Here is a 21,157-nt window from a genome sequence, read left to right as displayed (position 1 = left end):
GGAAGGCGATCACAACATCATTTACACAAAGCCGGGGCCGAACACCGCTGCAGCGCATCGTCCAAACTGCAAAGCGCTCGGAGCAGCACGGCCGGCAGACGCCTTTCTGGTTCGCCCCGCACGCGCTGCCGGAGAAAACCGGGAAGCAAGGTTTGACACCCCTGCTTCGTTTGCGGAACATCCTGAGGTTTCGCTGCATTCGCCGGATTCACATGCCCGCACCGTCCCTGCTCGACCGCTCACTGGCCAGCGTCTGGCACCCCTGCACGCAGATGAAGGAGCACGAGCGTTTCCCGCTGGTGCCGGTGGTGCGTGGCGAAGGCCCGTGGTTGATCGACGCGGACGGACGGCGGCTGATTGACGGCATCAGCTCGTGGTGGGTGAATCTGTTCGGGCATTGCAATCCGCGCATCAACGCGGCACTGCGCGAGCAACTCGACACGCTGGAACACGTGATGCTGGCGGGCTTCACGCATGAGCCGGTGGTCCAGCTATCGGAGCGGCTGACGGCGATGACCGGCAAGCAGCTGGGCCATGCCTTTTATGCCTCGGACGGCGCTTCGGCCACCGAGATCGCGCTGAAGATGGCGGCGCATTACTGGCGCAACCTGGGTCGGCCGGAGAAATGCGAGTTCGTCGGGCTGGCGGGCGGCTACCACGGCGAGACGGTGGGCGCGCTGGCGGTGACAGACGTGCCCATCTTCCGCGACGCCTATGCACCGCTGGTGCGCAGCGGCCACGCCGTGCCATCGCCCGACGCACGTGCAGCACAGGACGGCGAGACGGCGAGCGACGTTGCTCGGCGCGCGGCAGCAACGCTGGAAGCGCACCTGGAGCAGCACCACGCCAGCACTGCGGCGCTGATCATCGAGCCGCTGGTTCAAGGTGCGGCGGGCATGGTGATGTACGACGCGGAGTACCTGCGACTGGCCCGAGCGCTGTGCGATCGATATGAAGTGTTGCTGGTGGCCGACGAGATTGCCGTGGGCTGTGGACGCACAGGGACCTTCTTTGCCTGCGAGCAGGCCGGCATCTGGCCGGATCTGCTGTGCCTGTCCAAGGGTATTTCGGGTGGCTATCTGCCGCTGTCGCTGGTGCTGTCCACCGACCGTGTGTATCAGGCCTTCTATGCGGACGCAGCGAGCCGCGCCTTTCTGCACTCACATTCCTACACCGGCAACCCGCTGGCCTGCCGCGCGGCGCTGGCAACACTGGACATTTTCGAGCAGGACGACGTGATTGCCGCCAACCGCGAGCGCGCCGCGACGCTGGGCCGGCTGCTCAGCGAGCGCTTCGGCGCGCATCCGCGCGTGCGCCATCTGCGCCAGTGCGGCATGATCGCGGCCTTCGACGTGGCCTACCCGGCTACTGACTTCGCACGCAGCTTCTTCGCCGCCGGCATGGAGCATGGTGTGTTGCTGCGCCCGATCGGGAATACCGTGTACTTCATGCCGCCCTACGTCCTCGACCAAGACCTCACCACTCAGCTGGTCGACGGCGCCGCCGCTGCGCTGGAACGCTCATGAGCCTGCTTGACGACCTGCGCGCAGACCTCGCCGCGCTCGACGCCGAAAGCCTGCGTCGCGTGCGCCGCGCCAACGAGCTCCCCTGCGGGCCGAAGATGCGCGTGGCGGGCAAGGAGCTGCTGTCGTTCTGCAGCAATGACTACCTCGGGCTGGCGGCCGACCCGGCGATAGCCAAGGCACTGCTCGAAGGCATAGTGAAGTACGGCACCGGCTCCGGCGCCTCACACCTGGTGAGCGGCCACTACGACGTGCACGATCGGCTGGAAGCGCGGCTGGCGGCCTTCACCGGCTGCGAGCGTGCGCTGTATTTCACCACCGGTTATATGGCCAACGTCGGCGTAATCCCGGCGCTGGTCGGCCGCCGCGACGTGATTTTTGCCGACAAGCTGATCCACGCCTCGATGGTTGATGGCGCGGTGCTGTCGCGTTCCACCTTGATCCGCTACCCGCACAACGACTTAACCGCGCTCGAAGGCGCACTCAAAGCCACGCAGGCGCCGCGCAAGCTGATCGTGACCGACGGCGTGTTCAGCATGGACGGCGACATCGCCCCGCTGGCGCGCATGCTCGAACTGGCCGAGGAGCACGACGCCTGGCTGCTGGTGGACGACGCTCATGGCTTCGGCGTGCTTGGCCCGCAGGGGCGCGGCGCGCTGGCCGAGGCCGGACTGGACTCGTGGCGCGTTATCCTAATCGGCACGCTGGGCAAGGCTGCCGGCGTTTCAGGCGCCTTCGCGGCGGGTCACGCCGACGTGATCGAATGGCTGCTGCAAAAGGCGCGTACGGGCATCTTCACCACCGCCTCACCGCCGGCTTTGGCCGAGGCGCTGCTCACCTCACTCGACCTGATCGAACAGGGCGACTTCCGCCGCCACAGACTGCGCGCGCTGATCGAAACCTTCCGCCACACGCTCAAACTCAAACGCTGGAATCTGCTGCCTTCGCGCACGGCCATCCAGCCGGTGGTGATCGGCGACAACGCCGAGGCGCTGCGCGTGGCCGAAGCGCTGCGCGACGCCGGCGTGATCGTGCCCGCCATCCGCCCGCCAACCGTGCCGGCCGGCACTGCGCGGCTGCGCGTGTCGATCTCGGCGCGGCACGAGATGGAGGACGTGTTGCGGCTGGCCAACCTGCTCAACGCGCTCGAGGATTTCTGATGGCTGACATCCCGCTGGTCGTGCTGCACGGCTGGGGCATGACGCCGCGCATCTGGAACGGGCTGCGCATCTGCCTCTCGCCACGCATCGTCGCCACCCCCGCCTTGCCCGGCCACGACGGCACCGCTTCGCCTGGCAAGACACTGCAGGCCTGGAGCGACGCCGTGCTGGCGGACTTGCCCGAGCGCTGCGTGCTCGGCGCATGGTCGCTCGGCGCCATGATCGCGCTCGATCTGGCACGGCGCCACCCGAAGCGTTTCAAAGCGCTGGTGCTGTTCGGCGCCAGCCCGAAGTTCGTCTGCGCCGACGACTGGCCGCACGGGCTTGATGCAGACACGGTGAGCAGCTTTGCCACAGGCTTCCACAGCGACCCCGATTCCACGCTGCGCCGCTTTCTCGCGCTGCAGGCGCTGGGCGAGAGCCAACGACGCGGCGTGGTGCATTCGCTCAGCCGGGCCGTGTGTGCCCCCGGCGAATACCACCGTGACGCCCTGGCGGACGGACTGCGCATATTGGCCGAAACCGACCTGCGTTCGAGCGTGCCGGACGTCCGCGTGCCAGTGCACCTGATCCATGGTCGTGACGATGCAGTGATGCCATTGGCGGCCGGAGAGTGCTTGGCCCATGCCCTGCCCCATGCGCGCATCGAGATCCTCGATGGCTGCGGCCACGCACCGATGGTCTCGCAACCCGAAGCCTGTGCGCGGGTTATCCAGGAGGCACTGCGTGACTGATGTGGCGGACGCAGCACGCGCCGTGCGACGCGCTTTCGACCGCGCGGCGGCAAGCTACGACGGCGCGGCCGGCGTTCAGCGCGAGATCTGCGCACGGCTCGCGACACTGATGCAAACCTGCCCGCCGCTGGATGCGCCGCAGCGCGTAGTCGACGCAGGCTGCGGCACCGGCTACGGGCTGGAACGGCTGGCCGAGCGCTTTCCGGGAGCCGAACGGATTGCCATCGATTTCGCACCGTCCATGCTGCAACGTGCCGTGTCGCGCAACGCCGCGCTGCCGCTGTGCGCCGACGTACAGGCGCTGCCGCTGCGCGACGCCTGTGTAGATGCGCTGTGGTCGAGCCTGGCGTTGCAGTGGTGCGAGCCTGCCCGCGCGCTGGGCGAATTCGCGCGGGTAGCGCGTCGCGGAGCAACAGCCTGGATCGCCACCCTCGGCCCGGCCACCCTGCATGAATTGCGCGCAGCCTTTGCGCAGGTCGACGATCAGCCGCACGTGCTCGATTTCCGCGCCGCAGAAGAATGGGCGCAGATCGCGAATTCGGCAGGTTTCGATGTGCTCACCATGCAGCGCGAGATGGCCTACGTGCGAGCGCCGGATTTGCGCGGGGTGATTGCCCACCTCAAGGGAATCGGCGCTCACCGCATTAATACTGCACCGCGCAGGCCGCTTGATCGGCCACAATGGCGGCAGCTTGAAAACGCTTACGAAACACACCGGGACGCCGCAGGGCTATTACCGGCAAGCTACGACGTGGTCTTGCTCGCACTGCGACGCACCTGAACCACAACGACACCGCAACGGCGCGAGGGACGGGCGTTTCCGACTAAGCCCGGCTCGCGTTAGAATCAGCGGCACCTTCACTGCGAAACAAGGGCTTCTCCGATGCGTCATCTTCTGGCCGGTCTGGCGCTCACCTGCAGCCTGTTCATGCAAGCCGGCCACGCTGCCCCCTTTGGCTTCGACAATGTCATCGAAAAAGCTCGCGCCTTGTCGCGTGAAAGCCATTCCGCACCGCCGGTGATTCCGCGCTTCATGCGCGACATCGGCCACGAGGCCTACCGCAACATTCAGTTCGACACCGCTCGCAACCTGTGGCGCGAAAACGAATCCCGCTTCCAGGTGCAGATGATTTCAGCCGGCCACGTGTATGCGCATCCGGTCGCGATCAACATCATCGAATCCCAGGGCGTGCGGCGCGTGCCCTACCAGAAGACCAACTACAACTTCGGCAATGCCGATCTCGAACGCCGTGTGCCGGTTGACCTGGGCCATGCCGGCTTCCAGATCTCCTGGCCGTTGTTTGGCGGGCGCGAGCAGGTGCCGTTCATCTCGTTCGCTGGCGCCAGCGCATTTCGCGCAATCGGCCGCACCAACATCGGCGGCGCCTCGGCACGCGGCATCGCGCTGAACACCGGCCTGATGACGGGTGAGGAATTTCCCGCTTTCACCGAATTCTGGCTCGAACGCCCCGCCCCCGATGCACACGCCATGAAGTTCTACGCGCTGCTCGACGGGCGCAGCCTCACCGGCGCCTATCAGTTCACCGTATGGCCGGGCGAACCCACCCGCGTACAGGTCGACAACGTGTTGTTCCCGCGCGCCGGAATTGAGCGGCTGGGCATTGCGCCGATCACCGGCATGTTCCTGCACGGCGAGAACACCGGCCGCCCGAGCGGCACCTGGCGCCCCGAGGCACATGATGCGGATGGCTTGCTGATCAATGACGGCGCTTCCGGCGAATGGTTGTGGCGCCCCTTGCTCAACCCCGCCACCTTGCAGGTCGACAGTTTCATGACCGACAACGTGCGCGGCTTCGGTCTGCTGCAACGCGACACCTCATTCACCAGCTACCAGGACCTCGCAGCGGGCTTTGAGCGCCGCTCAAGCGCCTGGGTTGAGCCGCGCGGCGACTGGGGCAAGGGCCGCGTGATGCTGGTTCAATTGCCAACGCCGGACGCCACCAACGACAACATCGTGGCGTTCTGGACGCCCGAAGAACGGGCACAGGCGAACAAGCCCCTGCGCATGTCCTACCAGATCAGCTTCGGCTCGGCCGAAGTCACCCGCAGCCCACTGGGGCGCACCGTGAACAGCTTTGTCGGTGACGGCACCGTCACCGGCGACGCCGCCGGGAGTTACCGCTTCCATGTCGATTTCGCCGGCGGTGTCATCGACAAGCTCAAACCGCGCTCGGCGGTTACCGCCACGGTGACCCCGGGTGACGGCAGCCAGGTGATGGAACATTTCGTCGAGTACAACGAAGCCATCAAGGGATGGCGGCTGTCGATTCTTGCCCGCCCCGCCAACGGCCGGCCGCTGGTGCTGCGGGCCTTCCTGCGCGAAGGCGAAAACACCGTGAGCGAGACCTGGTCTTACGTGCTGCCGGCCCGTAACGACGTCCAGCGCATGCCCCGCTAAGAACCTGCAAAGCTCACATGGCACTCACTCTGGCCGAAGAAGCCGTTTCCCGCGTAATGCAGTATCTCGTCAGCGCCGGCATCTCGCCGACACCCGATGTAATGCGCGAGGCGCTGCATCTGGTTTCTGACGTACTCGGAGAGGTCAGCCCGATTGGTGCGCCGGACACCACCGCACTGATCGCGCAGATCATGGACCGTCTCCCAGAGCATTTCTCATTGCCCGATCCGCTGCTGCCGCCCGTCAGCCCATCGCTGGACCGCGGCAGCATTCGCTACGGCGGCCAATGATGGATCACAGCCCCTCGACTCGCTCCGATAACGCCAAGCCGACCCGTTCGCACTGGCGCCTGCAGGCTAACCTGCGGCGCTTCTTGCTGACCGCGGTGGTGGTAGCACAGACGGTATTCGCCACCGACGTCATGCGTCAGGTGCTGCCCTATCGCGGCGGCAACTGGGTCGAAATCGGCCTGATCGCGCTGTTCGCGCTGCTTTTCATGTGGATTTCGGTGGGCTTCTGGATCGGCATGACGGGCTTCATCCTGCGCCGCTTCGGCGGCGACCGGCGTTCGCTGCTGCGCCGCCACGGTGCTGCCGAGCTTGATGCCACGCCGCTGGCGCGCACCGCCATCGTGATGCCGATCTACCATGAGCCGATCGAGCGCACGCTGGGTGGGCTGCGCGCCATCTACCGCTCGCTGGAACGCACCGGAAAACTCGCCGACTTCGATTTCTACATCCTGTCGGACAGCCGCGCGCCAGGCTACTGGATGGCTGAAAAGGAAGCCTGGTACCGCATGTGCAACGAGTTGGGTTCTGCAGGGCGCATGTTCTACCGCCGCCGCACGCTCAACATGAACTACAAGAGCGGCAACATTGCCGACTTTCTGCGCCGCTGGGGCAAGCGCTACGAGTACATGATCGTGCTCGATGCCGACAGCCTGATGGAAGGCGACACGCTGGTTCGCCTGGTGCAATTGATGCAGCGCGAACCGCAGGTCGGTCTGATCCAGACCAACCCGGTGCTGGTGAACGCCAAGTCACTGTTCGCCCGCGCACAGCAGTTTGCCAATCAGGTGTACGGCCCGCTGTTCTCCACCGGGCTGGCGGCCTTCCAACTTGGCGAGGCGGCCTACTGGGGCCACAACGCGATCATGCGTACCAAGCCCTTCATGGCGCATTGCGGGCTGCCCAAGATGCGGGGCTTCGGCTTGTTCAAAGGGCCTATTGCGAGTCACGACTTCGTTGAGTCGGCCTACATGGCGCGCGCCGGCTACGAGGTATGGCTGGAGCCGGCCCTGGGCGGAAGCTACGAAGAATCGCCGCCGACCGTGGTCGACGAACTCACCCGCGACAAGCGCTGGGCCAAGGGCAACCTGCAGCATCTGTGGGTGCTGCTGACCACGCCGCGATTGCGCTGGGCGCATCGCATGGCCTTCGTCAACGGCATCATGTCGTATGTGGCGTCGCCGCTGTGGCTGGGCTTTCTGGCGCTGTCTACCGTGAGCGCGGCGCGTCTGGTGCTGCAGCCGATCGAGTATTTCCCGCAGTCACACAGCCTGTTTCCGCAGTGGCCGCAATGGGACCCGCTGATGGCGCTGCAACTGGTCGCCTCAACGCTGTTCCTGCTGTTCTTCCCGAAGTTTCTGGCGATTGCCGACGTGGTGCTGTCGCGCCGGCGGCTGGCTCACGGCGGTCTGCTGCGCATGCTGCTGAGCGTCGTGCTGGAGATGCTGGTTTCCACCCTGCTCGCACCGATCCGCATGCTGGCGCACAGCCGCTACGTCATCGAAGCGCTGTTCAACGTGTCACTGCGCTGGGCCGGCCAGAACCGCGGCGACGAGACTTCGTGGAGCGCCGCGCTTTCCAGCCAGGCGCCGGGCTCGATACTCGCCGCCTCGTGGGCAGCCTTTGCCTGGTGGCTGGATCCCATGTTCTTCTACTGGTCGCTGCCGGTAGCGATACCACTGATCCTCGCGGCGCCGACCTCGGTTCTGTTCAGTCGCGTCGGGCCGGGTGATGCCTTGCGCAATGCTGGCTTGCTGCTGGTGCCGCAGGAGCGAAATGGCGACGCGCTGATCACGGACATGGAAAAAGGCCCACCGCTGCGCCCGCGTGAGGGCGACGACGACACCAGTGCCTTCATCGAGGCGGTCATCGACCCGGTGCTCAACCGCATGCATGCCGACGCCGCCCGCGGCCGCGCAGCTGGCGCCAAGCGCGAACACCTGCGCCATTTGTGTGGGCGCTGCATGCTCAACGGTCCGTCGGCACTCACGCCCAAGCAGCTCTCGCTGCTGGCACAGGACCGCGAATCCCTGCTGTGGCTGCATCGCACCGCGTGGCGCTCCCCGAGTGATTCGTTCTGGGGGCGCGAGCTGTATCCACAACTCCATGCACGCTGAGCCTTGCCGATGAGCAAGGCGTGGTTCGTCACCGGAACGGATACCGGCATCGGCAAGACCCATGTCACTTGCGCCTTGCTGCGCAGTGCGGCGGCCCGCGGCCTGCGCGCCGTCGGCATGAAGCCGGTGGCGGCCGGAGCCGAGTCGATCGGCGGTCGACTCATCAACGAGGACACAGCCCGGTTGATGGCCGCCGCGAACGTCCAGGCTGATGAATCACTGGTGACACAGTACTGCCTGAGTGCCCCGATTGCCCCACATCTGGCGGCACGCGACGAAGGCGTAGAGATCGACTTCACACACATCGGAGCCGCGCTCGATAAGCTCAAATCGCAGGCTGACCGGGTGTTCGTCGAAGGTGCCGGAGGGCTGCTGGTGCCGCTCGGCAAGGACCGCGATTACGCCGACCTGGCGCTTGCGCTGAAGCTGCCGGTGATTCTGGTGGTCGGCATGAGGCTGGGATGCATCAACCACGCCTTGCTGAGCGTGGCTGCGCTGCAAGGGCGCGGCCTGCAGCTGGCCGGCTGGGTAGCAAATTGCATCGACCCGGCCATGCTGCGTCTTGAGGACAATCTGCTCAGCCTGCGGGAGCGCATCGCCGAGCCGCTGCTGGCGGTGGTCGGTTACGGCGAGGAAAACGCCGTCATCGACATCGATCAGCCTCTGGCAGCGCGCTGACGCGCCTGCTCGAAGAGGCACACGGCAGCTGCCGCACCGACATTGAGTGACTCGACTGCGCCGGGCATGGGAATGCGCACGCCTTGTGTCGCAAGCCCGGCGACGTCTTCGGACAGGCCCGCCCCTTCCGCACCGAACAACCAGGCCACCGGACCGGTGAGGTCTTGTTGATACAACGACGGGATGGTTTCGTCCGGCAGAGTCGCGAGAATCGCCCCCGGAAAATTCTTCAGGGTTGTTACCAGGTCGACGCGCTCGCGGATACGCAAGCGAAAGTGACCACCCATGCCCGCACGCAAAACGCGCGGCGCCCAGGCCTGCGCACAGCCCGTACCCAGCAACACGTCGCGAACGCCGGCCGCGGCTGCGGTTCGCAGGATGGTTCCGAGATTGCCGGGATCCTGTACGCCATCGAGCGCGACCACCGTATCGGACAAGTTTCCAACCGCATCCTGCGGCGTCTCGACCACGGCCAGCAGCCCCGTGGGCGAATCTACCGGGCTGACCTGCGCGAACAGCGCATCGGGCAACAGGCACGACGGCGTGTCTTCGCAGGCATCGAGCAGCGCGATGATCTCGGCTCGCGTCATGCCGCGCTCACTGACGACCAGCTGGCGCAGTTTCAAGCCCGACGCGAGCGCTGCCTCCGCCAAATGCACGCCGTCCAGCACCGTCTGGCCGCTATCGCGGCGCTCGCGCGCCGACTCGGCCAAGCCCTTCAATTGCTTGACCAGCGGATTGTCGCGAGAGCTGATGTGCTTCAAAGCAGCGCCAAGCCCAAGGTGGCGATGGCGATGGTGAGCACGCCCAGCAACAGATTGATCGCCACACGCTGGCGAATACTGTTCAGCGCAACCGCGCCCGCAGGCCAGTCGCTCGCTGCGACGGCACGCTTGAGCGCAGGCCAGGGCCCGAACCAGATCGACACGAAGACAAGCATCATCGCCAGCCCCGTCATCAGCATCACGTGCCAGGCCGTTGGCGCATTAGCGAAACCGATGGAACCCAGCGTGCCGAAACCGCTCGCCAGGATCAGTACGATCGACGCCCACACCAGCGGAAAAAAACGCGAGAACACGGCCACCCATAGCGGGAGCCGCTGAGCCGGCGCCAGCGCCATGGCCGCTGGGCGCAAACAGAAGTACAGCAAGCTCATGCCACCCACCCACACAATGACGCCGAGCAGATGTGCGAACAGGCCCAGGTTCTGGCTCATGACGGATCTCCGAAAAGGGTGGCCTGCGCGATGAGGTCGCGCACCGGGCCGAAACTGCGGCGGTGACAGGTCAGCACACCGTGCAAGCGCAGCGCTGCAAGATGATCGGGCACAGGATAGCCCTTGTGGCGGGCGAAGCCATACAGCGGAAACTCGCGGTCAAGCTCGACCATGGCGGCATCACGCACGGTCTTGGCCAGAATCGAAGCCGCGGAGATTTCTGCCACCAGCGCATCGCCACCAACGATAGCCTCGCATGGTTCGGCGACATCGGGGCAACGGTTGCCGTCCACCTTGACGATATCGGGCCGGATCGGCAGCGCCGCGACCGCACGCGACATGGCCAGCATCGAGGCATGCAGGATGTTGAGCCGGTCGATCTCCTCCACCGTGGCCTCGGCCACGGCCCAGGCCAGCGCCTTGGCACGGATCTCTTCGGCAAGGCGTTCGCGTCGCTTCGCCGAGAGTTTCTTGGAGTCGTTAAGACCCTCGATCGGACGCGTCGGATCGAGAATTACCGCCGCGGCAACCACCGCTCCGCACAAGGGCCCGCGCCCGGCTTCGTCGACGCCGCACACCAGCACGTTCACTGCCCTGCCCCGTGCGCAGCTTCGAGATAAGGAGCAATGGCTTCCGCCGCACGTGACGCAGTGCCTTGCTTGAGCTCAAGGTGCAAGCGGGTGAAGCGGTCGGCCAATTCACTGCATGCCTCCGGGTCGCCCAACCAGTGATCCAACGCATCGGCGAGCGCAGCAGGCGTGGCGGCGTCCTGCATCAACTCCGGAACAACGCTCTCATTGCACAGGATGTTGGGCAGGCCGATCCACGGCAGATACGCCATGCGTTTCATCAGACGGTACTGCCACTTGCCGATGCGATAGCAGATGGCCATCGGGCGCTTGAGCAAGGCCGCTTCCAAGCTCGCCGTGCCGCTGGCGACGAGAACGACATCGGCAGCAGTCATGGCATCGATTGCATGCCCGAAGAGGATGCGCAGCTGCAGTTCGTGCGCGTCGGCCGCGCGCATGGCCTGTTCGAACAAGTCGCGCGTGGCACGCGTCGCGAGTGGCACCAGAAATACAGCCTGGGGATGACGTTCGGCGAGGATCTTCGCAGTTTCGACGTAAGTCGCCGCAAGATTGCGCACTTCCGACTCGCGGCTCCCCGGCAGCATGGCGATCACCGGCACCTCGGGACGGAGGTTGAGGCGCTCGCGCATCGCGGCCTTGTCTGGCTCCAACGGGAAGACATCAGCCAGCGGGTGACCGACGAAGCTCACCGGAACTCCGGCCCGCTCGTAGAGTTGCGGCTCGAAGGGAAACAGACACAGCATGTGTGACACCGAGCGCGCGATGCCGTGAATTCGCCCGCCGCGCCACGCCCAGATCGACGGGCTGACGAAATGGATGGACGGCATGCCGGCGTTGCGCACGCGCCGCTCCAGCCACAGGTTGAAATCAGGAGCATCGACACCGATGAAGGCATCCGGCCGCTCCTTCAGGATCCGCGCGAGAAGGTCTTTGCGGATACCGGACAATTCACGGTAGCGGCGCAGCGCGTCGACATAACCATGCACGGCGAGGCGTTCGCATGACCACAGCGCCTCGAAACCCTCGCGCTGCATCAGCGGGCCGCCAATGCCGAAGAATTCTGCGTCGGGATACCGCGCCTTCAGGGCGCGGATGAGGTGACTGGCGAGAAGGTCGCCGGAGGCTTCTCCGGCAACCATGGCGATGCGTTTGACCATAACGGGATCAGCGCACGAGGCCGCGCGAAGACGCCGCGATGAACTCCGAGAACGGGGCGACTTCCGGCACCGTGGTCGCGATCTCGGCGACCGCCGCGCGCGCTTCTTCCAGAGTCAGGCTCGCGCGGTACAGCGAGCGGTAAGCACGCTTGATGCCGGCAATCGCTTCGGCACTGTAGCCACGACGACGCAAGCCTTCACTGTTGATGCCGCGCGGCGCGGCCGGGTTGCCCGCGACGGTGACGTACGGCGGCAGATCCTGCAGCAACACGGTGCCGACGCCGCAGAAGCTGTGAGCGCCAACGCGCACAAACTGATGCACGCCAGTGAAGCCACCAAGGATGGCCCAGTCACCGATATGCACGTGCCCGGCCAGCGTCGCGTTGTTGGCGAAAATCGTGTGATTGCCGACCATGCAGTCGTGCGCCACGTGCACGTAAGCCATGATCCAGTTGTCGTTGCCGACGCGCGTGGCACCCGCGTCCTGCGCAGTACCCACGTTGAAAGAACAGAATTCACGGATGGTGTTGCGGTCGCCGATTTCGAGCAGGGTCGGCTCGTCGTCGTATTTCTTGTCCTGCGGCGCAGCACCGATCGAGCAGAACTGAAAAATCTCGTTGTCGCAACCAATACGCGTGCGGCCTTCAACGACGACGTGCGGACCGATGCGGGTGCGATCTCCGATCTCGACATGCTCCCCGATGATCGAATACGCGCCGATCTCGACATCCGCGCCCAGCTTCGCGCCGGGATGAACGATAGCGGTGGAATGAATCATTTGGTCTTCAGCGCGCACATCAGCTCGGCCTCGGCCGCAATCTGGCCATCTACCTTCGCCACGCCCTTGTACTTGTAGATATTGCGCTTGTTCTGGAGGATCTCGACCTCGAAGATCAGCTGGTCGCCGGGTACGACCTGGCGCTTGAAACGCACGCCGTCGATGCCGGCAAACAGCACAACCGAGTTCTCGTCCGGCTTCACGCCCATGCTCTTGAACGACAACAACGCAGCGACCTGCGCCATCGCCTCGACAATCAGCACGCCCGGCATCACCGGATGGCCCGGGAAGTGACCGGGGAAAAACGGCTCGTTCATCGTGACGTTCTTCAGCGCCTTGATGCGCTTGCCGTCTTCGATCTCCAGCACGCGATCCACCAGCAGAAAGGGATAGCGATGCGGCAGATACTCGAGAATTTCGTTGATGTCCATGATCATGACTTCAGGCGCCGGAGCGCTCGGCTAGGAGTTGTTCGAGGCGGCGTATTCTATCCGCGAGGCTGTCCAGGTGGCGCAGATGCGCAAAATTGCGCACCCAGTCGCCGTGTTGTTGCAGCGGCAGATTTCCGGTGTACACACCGCGTTCGCGGATCGATTTGGTCACAAGCGTACCGGCCGAGATCACGACATCGTCGCAAATCTCGAGGTGTCCGATGACGCCAGCCTGCCCGCCTATCATGCAGCGGCTGCCGATGGTCGTACTGCCGGCAATGCCGACGCAGCCGGCGATCGCCGTATGGTCACCGACACGCACGTTGTGAGCGATCTGGATCTGATTGTCGAGCTTGACGTCGTTGCCGATCACCGTGTCTTCGAGCGCCCCGCGATCGATCGTGGTATTGGCGCCGATCTCGACGTCGTCACCGATCACCACCCGGCCGATCTGCGGGATCTTCACCCAACTACCGTCGCGCTCGCGCGCAAAACCGAAACCATCGGCACCGATGACGGCGCCGGAGTGCACGATGCAACGCGCACCCAGCACGCAATCGCGATAGACGGTGACATTGGCGTTGAGCACACACCCCTCACCGAGCTGTACGCCGTCACCGACATGACAACCCGGACCAATGAGGACGCCCTCACCCAACACCGCGCCACAGCCGATGCTGGCCCCGGCGCCGACGCTGACGGACTCGGGAATCACCGACGCCACGGCAGCCGAAGCGGCCACCCCGGGCAACGGCTTTGCCGGCGGATTGAGTAGTTGCGAAACGCGGGCGAAGTAGAGATACGGATCGGCTGCAACGATGCGCGGCAGTGCCGTACGCTCCCGCGCCGCCGGAGCAACAATGACCGCGGAAGCCTTGCACGTGGCCAGTTGCGAAGCGTACTTTGGATTTGCCAGAAAACTGATGCAGCCCGTGGCCGCATGATCGAGCGTAGCAACACGCTCGATCAGCGTGGAACCATCACCGGCGACCTCGCCTCCGAAACGGGCGACGATTTCATCAAGCGTGTACATGCGGCCGCCATTAACGGCCGTTCTCGAGCGCCTTCAACACCTTCACGGTGATGTCGATACCCGGACTGGCGTACACCGCTTCCTGCAGGATCACATCGAACTTCTCGGCTTCGGCAACCTGTTTGATGGCGGCGTTGGCCCGATCCAGCACAGTCGCGAGTTCTTCATTGCGACGCTGGTTGAGATCCTCGCGGAACTCGCGCTGCTTGCGCTGGAACTCGCGATTCAGGTCATTGAACCCACGCTCTTTGTCGCGGCGCTGGTTCTCACCCATGGTCAATGCGTTTCGCTCCAGATCTTCCTGGAGGGTCTGCAGCTCACGTGCCATCCGCTGCAATTCCTGATCCCGCGACTCGAACTCTTTCTCGAGGCGCTGCTGCGCACGGACCGCAGGCGCGGCTTCACGCATGAGACGGTCGGAGTCAACAAATCCGACCTTTGCCTGAGCTCCGGCGGCAACGGGGAACAGTGCGCACAGAGCGATGAAAACTAACGGGAAAACCTTGAATTTCACTTAAACCTCCGAGATACCGCACATCGGTGCTCAGAACACCGAGCCGAACTGGAACTGGAATTTCTCTTCTTCGTCAGTGTCCTGCTTCTTGATCGGGAAGCCGAAACTGAACTTGAGCGGGCCAAGCGGCGACGCCCAGGAGAATGCGACGCCGGTACTGTAGCGCATCATGCCGGAATCGAATTTCTCCGTCTCATCCCAGATGTAACCCGCATCGAAGAACAGCGACGTGCGGAAGGACCGGTCGTTGCCGGCACCGGGCAACGGGAAATAATACTCGGCGTTGGCGACCAACATGCGGGTGCCACCGATCGGATCATCGTCAGGTGTGCGCGGACCGATCGAGCTTTGCTCGAAGCCACGTACCGACCCGATACCGCCCGCATAGAAGTTCTTGTAAAAGGGCACGGACTTACCGCCAAAGCCCTTGGCAATACCCATGTCGATGTTCATCATCAGTGCCTGACTCTTCGCGATCGGCAACCAATACTGATACTGGTAGTTCAAGCGACCGTAGCGCAGGTCACCCGGCGCAATCGCCGCCTCGAACGCGACGCGCTGGAAGGTACCCGAGCGCGGATACAGGAAACTGTCACGCGTATCGCTGGACCACCCGACGGTCGCCAGCAGGCTATCCACCGAAACGGTGCCGACACCGTTGGCTGGATCCGTACCCGTGCAGCCGAACTCCTTGCAGAAATCCTTGTACAAATCGGGACTTTCGGCAAACGTCGTGATCTCGGTACGGTCGATGGCCAGACCGAAATTGATGCGGTCGTCCTCCGCGATCGGGTAGCCGATGCGGATGCCGAGACCGGTCGACTCCGACTCGTAGCGAGAAATGCTGGTCGTCTCCGACGGATCGTAGGTACGCCGGTAGATGTCGTAGCCAACGCTCACGCCGTCAACGGTGTAGTAGGGATCGGTGAACGACAGGGATATGGTGCGCCCGGACTTGGAGGTGTTGACCCCGATACCCAACGACTTGCCGGTACCGAAGAGGTTGTCCTGGCTGATCGAGCCACCAACCACCACCTTGTCCGAACTGGAAAAACCCAGACCAAGCGAGAGGTTGCCGGTTGCGCGTTCCTTGACGTTGACGTTCACGTCGATCTGATCGGTGCTGCCCGGCACGGCCGGAGTCTGGATCGCGACTTCGTCGAAGAAGCCGAGACGCTCGACGCGGGTGCGCGATTTGCGAATCAGTTCGGCGTCGTACCAGCCACCTTCCATCTGCGTGATCTCGCGCCGGATCACTTCGTCGCGAGTGCGAATGTTCCCGCCGACGTTGAGACGCCGCACATACACGCGACGACCCGGATCGACGAAGATCGTGAAGGCCACCTCGCGCTTTTCAGCGTTCACTTCAGGTGCAGCATTCACGTTGGCAAATGCATAGCCTTCGTTGCCGAGGCGGTTGGTCACGGCATCGGTGGTTTCGGTCAGCTTGGCGCGAGAAAACACCTCGCCAGGGCGAATCGCAACCAGATCGAGATATTCGGACTCGGGCAGGATCAGATCGCCCGCGAAGCTCACGGCAGAGACTGTGTACTTTTCACCCTCGGTGATATTCACCGTGATGTAGATGTCTTTCTTGTCCGGCGTAATCGAAACCTGGGTCGAATCGATATTGAAATCGAGATAACCCTGATCAAGATAGAAGGAGCGCAGGTTCTCGAGGTCAGCAGACAGCTTCTGGCGCGAATAACGGTCGTTCTTGGTGTACCAGGTCAGCCAACCCGGCGTGCGCGACTGGAAAACCTCGAGCAGCTCTTTCTGCTTGAACTTCTGGTTGCCGACGATACTGATCTGGCGGATCTTGGCGACCTCGCCTTCGGTGACCGTGAAGTTGATGCCGACACGGTTGCGCTCGAGCGGCGTGACCGTGGTGACGACTTCGGCGGAGTACTTGCCGCGTCCCAGATACTGGCGCTTGAGCTCCTGCTCGGCGCGCTCCAGCAAGGAACGATCAAAGGTCCGCGCCTCGGCGAGGCCGATGGCACGCAGACTGCCCTTCAATCCGGCGCTGTCGAACTCCTTGACCCCGACGAAGGTAATGTCGGCAATCGCGGGGCGTTCATCCACCAGGACAACAATGACCTCGTCCTCGACATCGATGCGCACATCGCTGAAGAACCCGGTCGCAAACAGTCCGCGAATCGCTTCCGCAGCCTGCTCCTCCGTGAAGGTATCACCGACGCGAACCGGCAAATAATTGAAGACCGTACCGGCTTCGGTTCGCTGGATGCCTTCGACGCGGATGTCCTTGACCGTGAAGGGGTCGAAGGCAAATGCTGGACTGGCAACAAAAAGGGCTGCAACCAGCCCGCTGAGTAGTTTCAATCTCATTCCGTTCTCAACCGGAAAACAGCCGCATGATGTCGTTATAAAACGCGAACACCATCAGCATCGCCAGTACGACCAGACCAAGCTGTTGTCCAAGCTGCATGACGCGCTCGGACACCGGGCTGCCCTTCACAATTTCGATCACATAATACAGCAAATGCCCGCCATCCAGCACCGGGATGGGCAGTAGATTCAGGACCCCCAGACTGATGCTGATCAGGGCCATGAAAGCCAGGTAATGAGCCAATCCCAGCTTGGCGGTCTGCCCCGCGTAATCGGCGATCGTGACCGGCCCCGAAAGGTTCTTCCAGGACACTTCACCGATCAGCATGCGGCCGATCATCTTCAGCGTCAGTACGCTCGTATCCCAGGTCTTGCCTGCCGCCCGCACCAAGCCTTCGACCGGGCCGTAGCGCACGACGGTGAACATCTGGTCGCGCAATTCGGGGGCGTTGGCCGCAGCCACGCCGATTCGCCCGACCGTCCGACCATCCAGCTGATTTGCTTCGGGCACAAGTGACAGCGGCAGTTGCACGCCGTCACGTTCGACTACCGCGCTCAAGGTTTCGCCAGCGCGATCACTGACGAGCTCGACCAGCTCGCTCCAGCCGGCCAGCGGTTGCCCGCCGATCTCGACGAACAGATCGCCTTCCTGCACGCCGGCGCGCGCCGCCGGACTGCCGTCGAGAACCTGACCGACAACCGGCGGAATCACGGGACGCCACGGCCGCAGGCCGATGCGGGCAATGAGATCCTCTTCCGAATCATCCACACTGACACCGCGGAAATCGAGGCGCATCGGGCGTTCTCCGCCCTGCTCGCTTCGAGCCACGACGTCAGCCTGGCGGCCGTCGAGCACCGCGCGAAGCAACATCCAGCGCAGATCCGACCAGCTGCGAACAGCGGCACCATCGACGGAGACAACCGTATCGCCTTCGCGCAGGCCAGCCTCTGCAGCGATCGTCTGGGTTGCTTCGGTCAGCGCAATGCGCGGCCGCAATTCCTCGGTTCCGGCTGCAAACAAGCCCCAGTACAGCATGATGGCCAGCAGGAAATTGGCCAAGGGCCCGGCCGATACGATCGCAAAGCGGCGCCATACGGACTGGTGATTGAAGGCGCGCGGCAGATCCTGCGCGGCCACCTCGCCCTCACGCTCGTCGAGCATCTTGACGTAGCCGCCGAGCGGAAACGCCGCGAGCACCCACTCCGTGCGGTCACGACCGACCGACCATTTCAGCAGCGGCTTTCCGAAACCGACGGAAAACCGCAACACCTTGACGCCGCACCAGCGTGCCACGAGGTAATGACCAAGCTCGTGAACGAAGATCAGCACACCGAGGGCGACGACGAAGGGAATGATGTACTCGAGCAGATTCATCGGATCTCGCGTTGACGAATGCAGGCCTGAGCCAGGGCGCGCGCCTGGCGGTCTGCATCCAGAATGGAATCGAGCGTTTCGACCGACAGCTCGTGCGCCCGTTCCAGGGATTCGGCGATTACCGCGCTGATTGCCCGGTAGGCCAGGCGACCCGCCAGAAAGGCCGCAACCGCCTCCTCGTTGGCTGCGTTGAGCACCGCTGCCGCGGCACCACCCGACCGCAGTGCATCGTAAGCCAGCGCAAGACAGGGGAAACGATCGAGGTCGGGCTCGCGGAAGCTCAGCGTACCGATACGCACCAGGTCCAGCGCACTCACTCCCGCCTCGATCCGCTCGGGATAGCCCAACGCATGAGCGATCGGTGTGCGCATGTCGGGATTACCGAGCTGGGCAATCACCGAGCCATCAACGTACTCCACCATTGAGTGGATCACGCTCTGGGGATGTATGACCACATTGATGCGATCGGCCGGAGCGCAGAACAACCAGTGGGCCTCGATGACCTCGAGCCCCTTGTTCATCATCGTGGCCGAGTCGACCGAGATCTTGCGTCCCATCACCCAGTTAGGATGGCTGCATGCCTGATCAGGTGTCACGTTATCGAGATCGGCCAGCGGCGTTTCGCGGAACGGGCCGCCCGAGGCCGTCAGAAGGATGCGGCGCACCCCGGCCCCATCCAGCGCGCCCGCGTAAGAGGCTGGCAAAGACTGGAAGACCGCATTGTGTTCGCTGTCGATCGGCAGCAGGGTTGCGCCACCGGCGCTCACCGCCTGCATGAACAACGCGCCGCCCAACACCAGCGCTTCCTTGTTGGCAAGCAGCAGCCGTTTGCCGGACCGCGCCGCCGCAAGCGTCGGCGCCAGGCCTGCCGCGCCAACGATCGCCGCCATCACCGTATCGGCTTCGGGGTCTGACGCCACATCGCACAATGCGGCCTCGCCACACAGAACAATCGTGGCACACCCAGCCTGGCGCAGACGCGCAGCCAGCGCAGCAGCATCGTCGGGCTGATGCATCACTGCATAACGGGGGGTAAAACGCAGGCATTGTTCGTACAGGCGGTCGACCTGACGGTGTGCAGTCAGGGCGAAAACCTTGAAACGGTCGGGATGACGGGCAATCACATCTAGAGTGCTGACGCCGATGGAGCCGGTAGCGCCGAGCACCACCACCTTGCGCACTTGGCCAGCGCTCATCACCACCCCGCCCACAGCGCGATCAGTCCGACCAGCGGCATCGTGGAAGTCAGGCTGTCGATGCGGTCGAGCACTCCGCCGTGCCCTGGCAACAACGTTCCACTGTCCTTGACCCCTGCCTGCCGCTTGAGCAGCGATTCAAACAAATCGCCTTCGATGCTCAGCACCGTGAACACGGGCAACAGCAAGGCCAAAGGCGTCCAGCCGATGTTGAGCGCGTCGCCGGCCAGCGCAAAGAGAGCCATGCCGCACACGAAGACGCCGAACAAGGCCCCGTAGGCTCCTTCGCGAGTCTTGCCAGGGCTGATCGACGGAGCGAGCTTGACTCGCCCGAAAGCGCGGCCTGTGAAGTACGCCGCGATATCCGCCACCCATACCAGCGCCATCACCGACAACAACAACCATGGATCAACCGTTCTGAGATGCACCAGGGCCACGGCAACCGGCAACAACACCAGCCATCCGGCCAGCGCGCCTGCGACCGGGCCCGTCGTCCAGCGCATGCGCAACCACAGCGGCACACACAGCGCCCAGAAGGCAATCCCCGCGACATAAAGCAGAGCGGTCGAGTTGCAGCCCCCTAGCATGGCGAGGTAGCCCAACACTGCAGAAGCCGCCGCCGTTACGGCAACATAGGCCCACGCAATGGCGCCCTTCAGGCTCACCAGCACCGTCCATTCACGCGCAGCCACGCCGGCGACCATCGCAATCAGGGCCAGCCAGAGCAGGTCGGGGCTATAGAACAATGCGCCGAGAAAGCCGGCAACCAGGGCAATGGCGGTCAGTACGCGCTGCTTAAGCATCGTGCCCCGCAGAAGAGGAGGAAGACTCGCCGCCCCCTGCTCCAACGAGCTGCTCGCTCGTGCGGCCAAAACGACGCTCACGACGACGGTAGGACTCGATTGCTGTCTCCAGCGCGGCTTCGTCAAAGTCCGGCCACAAGGTGTCGGTGAAATACAGCTCGGTATAGGCCAGTTGCCACAGCAGGAAATTCGAGATGCGCTGCTCTCCGCCAGTGCGGATGAACAGATCAGGCTCGGGCGCGTAGTGCATCGCCAACTCAGCGCCGATCTCGTCTTCAGTGAAGTCGCTACGTCCGGGGTGGCGTGCAATCAGTCGGTTGACGGCCGAGGCGATGTCCCAGCGTCCGCCGTAGTTTGCCGCCACGGTCAGCGTCAGACGGTCATTGCCAGCGGTGAGGGTTTCGGCTTCGCGAATGAGGCTGGTGATGGATGCATCGAAGCGCGACAACTCGCCGACCACATGAAAACGCACGCCATTCTCATGCAGGCGGCGCACTTCGCTCTTCAAAGCGCGCGCAAACAACTGCATCAAGAACGACACTTCGTCGGCCGGACGACGCCAGTTCTCGGAACTGAAAGCAAACAGTGTGAGATGGGAAACGCCATGTTCCATGCAAACGCGGATCACCGAGCGAACGGCTTCTACGCCACGCCGATGCCCTGCAATGCGCGGCAGATGGCGACGGCGCGCCCAGCGGCCGTTGCCATCCATGATGACCGCAATGTGTGCCGGAACGTCTCCGACTGCGGGAATCTCGCGGGTGGAACTTGAAAACGTGGCTTTCGCCATCGTGTGC

Annotated in this window: 21 protein-coding genes; 8 read left to right on the top strand and 13 right to left on the bottom strand. The window is 63.8% G+C overall.

Features of this window, described 5'->3' with window-relative positions; all coding sequences use genetic code 11:
* Window positions 1-212: 212 nt before the first annotated feature.
* From bioA to bioD, 8 genes are all read left to right on the top strand, one after another.
* Window positions 213-1,526, top strand: a complete 1,314-nt coding sequence (bioA, locus tag AC6H0N_RS06775) for an adenosylmethionine--8-amino-7-oxononanoate transaminase (protein WP_497573338.1) — start codon at window positions 213-215, stop codon at window positions 1,524-1,526.
* Window positions 1,523-2,683, top strand: coding sequence for an 8-amino-7-oxononanoate synthase (bioF, locus tag AC6H0N_RS06770; protein ID WP_497573337.1), 1,161 nt, complete (start codon window positions 1,523-1,525; stop codon window positions 2,681-2,683). Before bioA ends, bioF begins: the two co-directional genes overlap by 4 nt.
* The gene (locus AC6H0N_RS06765) at window positions 2,683-3,417 is read left to right on the top strand and encodes an alpha/beta fold hydrolase (RefSeq protein WP_497573336.1); all 735 of its coding nucleotides are present in this window, start codon (window positions 2,683-2,685) and stop codon (window positions 3,415-3,417) included. The genes bioF and AC6H0N_RS06765 overlap by 1 nt, the downstream gene beginning before the upstream one ends.
* Entirely contained in the window at window positions 3,410-4,198 is a 789-nt protein-coding gene (bioC, locus tag AC6H0N_RS06760) for a malonyl-ACP O-methyltransferase BioC (protein ID WP_497573335.1), read from the top strand. Before AC6H0N_RS06765 ends, bioC begins: the two co-directional genes overlap by 8 nt.
* A 102-nt stretch (window positions 4,199-4,300) precedes the next feature.
* Window positions 4,301-5,836, top strand: a complete 1,536-nt coding sequence (locus tag AC6H0N_RS06755) for a glucan biosynthesis protein G (protein ID WP_497573334.1) — start codon at window positions 4,301-4,303, stop codon at window positions 5,834-5,836.
* A gap of 17 nt (window positions 5,837-5,853) precedes the next feature.
* Window positions 5,854-6,126 (top strand): hypothetical protein, encoded by a 273-nt coding sequence (locus tag AC6H0N_RS06750; RefSeq protein ID WP_497573333.1) that lies wholly within the window; start codon window positions 5,854-5,856, stop codon window positions 6,124-6,126.
* The gene (gene mdoH, locus AC6H0N_RS06745; RefSeq protein WP_497573332.1) at window positions 6,126-8,240 is read left to right on the top strand and encodes a glucans biosynthesis glucosyltransferase MdoH; all 2,115 of its coding nucleotides are present in this window, start codon (window positions 6,126-6,128) and stop codon (window positions 8,238-8,240) included. The genes AC6H0N_RS06750 and mdoH overlap by 1 nt, the downstream gene beginning before the upstream one ends.
* Before the next feature lie 9 nt (window positions 8,241-8,249).
* Window positions 8,250-8,918, top strand: a complete 669-nt coding sequence (bioD, locus tag AC6H0N_RS06740) for a dethiobiotin synthase (RefSeq protein ID WP_497573331.1) — start codon at window positions 8,250-8,252, stop codon at window positions 8,916-8,918.
* On the opposite strand, the gene AC6H0N_RS06735 is transcribed toward bioD, so the two are convergent.
* From AC6H0N_RS06735 to uppS, 13 genes are read right to left on the bottom strand one after another with little or no spacing between them, the layout of a single operon-like run.
* The gene (locus tag AC6H0N_RS06735; protein ID WP_497573330.1) at window positions 8,897-9,682 is read right to left on the bottom strand and encodes a TrmH family RNA methyltransferase; all 786 of its coding nucleotides are present in this window, start codon (window positions 9,680-9,682) and stop codon (window positions 8,897-8,899) included. The two genes, bioD and AC6H0N_RS06735, sit on opposite strands and share 22 nt — an antisense overlap.
* On the bottom strand, window positions 9,679-10,134 hold the full coding sequence (locus AC6H0N_RS06730; protein ID WP_497573329.1) for a CopD family protein: 456 nt from the start codon (window positions 10,132-10,134) through the stop codon (window positions 9,679-9,681). The genes AC6H0N_RS06735 and AC6H0N_RS06730 overlap by 4 nt, the downstream gene beginning before the upstream one ends.
* Window positions 10,131-10,724, bottom strand: coding sequence for a ribonuclease HII (gene rnhB / locus AC6H0N_RS06725; protein WP_497573328.1), 594 nt, complete (start codon window positions 10,722-10,724; stop codon window positions 10,131-10,133). Before rnhB ends, AC6H0N_RS06730 begins: the two co-directional genes overlap by 4 nt.
* On the bottom strand, window positions 10,721-11,881 hold the full coding sequence (lpxB, locus tag AC6H0N_RS06720) for a lipid-A-disaccharide synthase (RefSeq protein ID WP_497573327.1): 1,161 nt from the start codon (window positions 11,879-11,881) through the stop codon (window positions 10,721-10,723). The genes rnhB and lpxB overlap by 4 nt, the downstream gene beginning before the upstream one ends.
* A 7-nt stretch (window positions 11,882-11,888) precedes the next feature.
* Window positions 11,889-12,659 carry an acyl-ACP--UDP-N-acetylglucosamine O-acyltransferase gene (gene lpxA, locus AC6H0N_RS06715; RefSeq protein WP_497573326.1) on the bottom strand — a complete coding sequence of 257 codons (771 nt, stop codon included), beginning with the start codon at window positions 12,657-12,659 and terminating at the stop codon, window positions 11,889-11,891.
* Complete coding sequence (gene fabZ / locus AC6H0N_RS06710; protein WP_497573325.1) at window positions 12,656-13,090, bottom strand: 3-hydroxyacyl-ACP dehydratase FabZ; 435 nt, start codon at window positions 13,088-13,090, stop codon at window positions 12,656-12,658. The genes lpxA and fabZ overlap by 4 nt, the downstream gene beginning before the upstream one ends.
* A gap of 10 nt (window positions 13,091-13,100) precedes the next feature.
* On the bottom strand, window positions 13,101-14,123 hold the full coding sequence (gene lpxD / locus AC6H0N_RS06705) for a UDP-3-O-(3-hydroxymyristoyl)glucosamine N-acyltransferase (RefSeq protein ID WP_497573324.1): 1,023 nt from the start codon (window positions 14,121-14,123) through the stop codon (window positions 13,101-13,103).
* Window positions 14,124-14,133: 10 nt separating this feature from the next.
* Window positions 14,134-14,637 carry an OmpH/Skp family outer membrane protein gene (locus AC6H0N_RS06700; RefSeq protein WP_497573323.1) on the bottom strand — a complete coding sequence of 168 codons (504 nt, stop codon included), beginning with the start codon at window positions 14,635-14,637 and terminating at the stop codon, window positions 14,134-14,136.
* 30 nt (window positions 14,638-14,667) lie between these two features.
* Window positions 14,668-16,986 carry an outer membrane protein assembly factor BamA gene (gene bamA, locus AC6H0N_RS06695; protein ID WP_497573322.1) on the bottom strand — a complete coding sequence of 773 codons (2,319 nt, stop codon included), beginning with the start codon at window positions 16,984-16,986 and terminating at the stop codon, window positions 14,668-14,670.
* Between the two features lie 7 nt (window positions 16,987-16,993).
* Window positions 16,994-18,361 (bottom strand): RIP metalloprotease RseP, encoded by a 1,368-nt coding sequence (rseP, locus tag AC6H0N_RS06690; protein ID WP_497573321.1) that lies wholly within the window; start codon window positions 18,359-18,361, stop codon window positions 16,994-16,996.
* Window positions 18,358-19,557, bottom strand: a complete 1,200-nt coding sequence (gene ispC, locus AC6H0N_RS06685) for a 1-deoxy-D-xylulose-5-phosphate reductoisomerase (RefSeq protein WP_497573320.1) — start codon at window positions 19,555-19,557, stop codon at window positions 18,358-18,360. The genes rseP and ispC overlap by 4 nt, the downstream gene beginning before the upstream one ends.
* Window positions 19,557-20,360, bottom strand: a complete 804-nt coding sequence (locus AC6H0N_RS06680; RefSeq protein WP_497573319.1) for a phosphatidate cytidylyltransferase — start codon at window positions 20,358-20,360, stop codon at window positions 19,557-19,559. The genes ispC and AC6H0N_RS06680 overlap by 1 nt, the downstream gene beginning before the upstream one ends.
* Window positions 20,353-21,150, bottom strand: coding sequence for a polyprenyl diphosphate synthase (gene uppS / locus AC6H0N_RS06675; RefSeq protein WP_497573318.1), 798 nt, complete (start codon window positions 21,148-21,150; stop codon window positions 20,353-20,355). The genes AC6H0N_RS06680 and uppS overlap by 8 nt, the downstream gene beginning before the upstream one ends.
* Window positions 21,151-21,157: the final 7 nt, after the last annotated feature.

The organism is Pseudazoarcus sp. NS34, from assembly GCF_059703725.1.
Note: the sequence above shows the minus strand (reverse complement) of the source record. Positions and strands in the feature narration are given on the sequence as shown.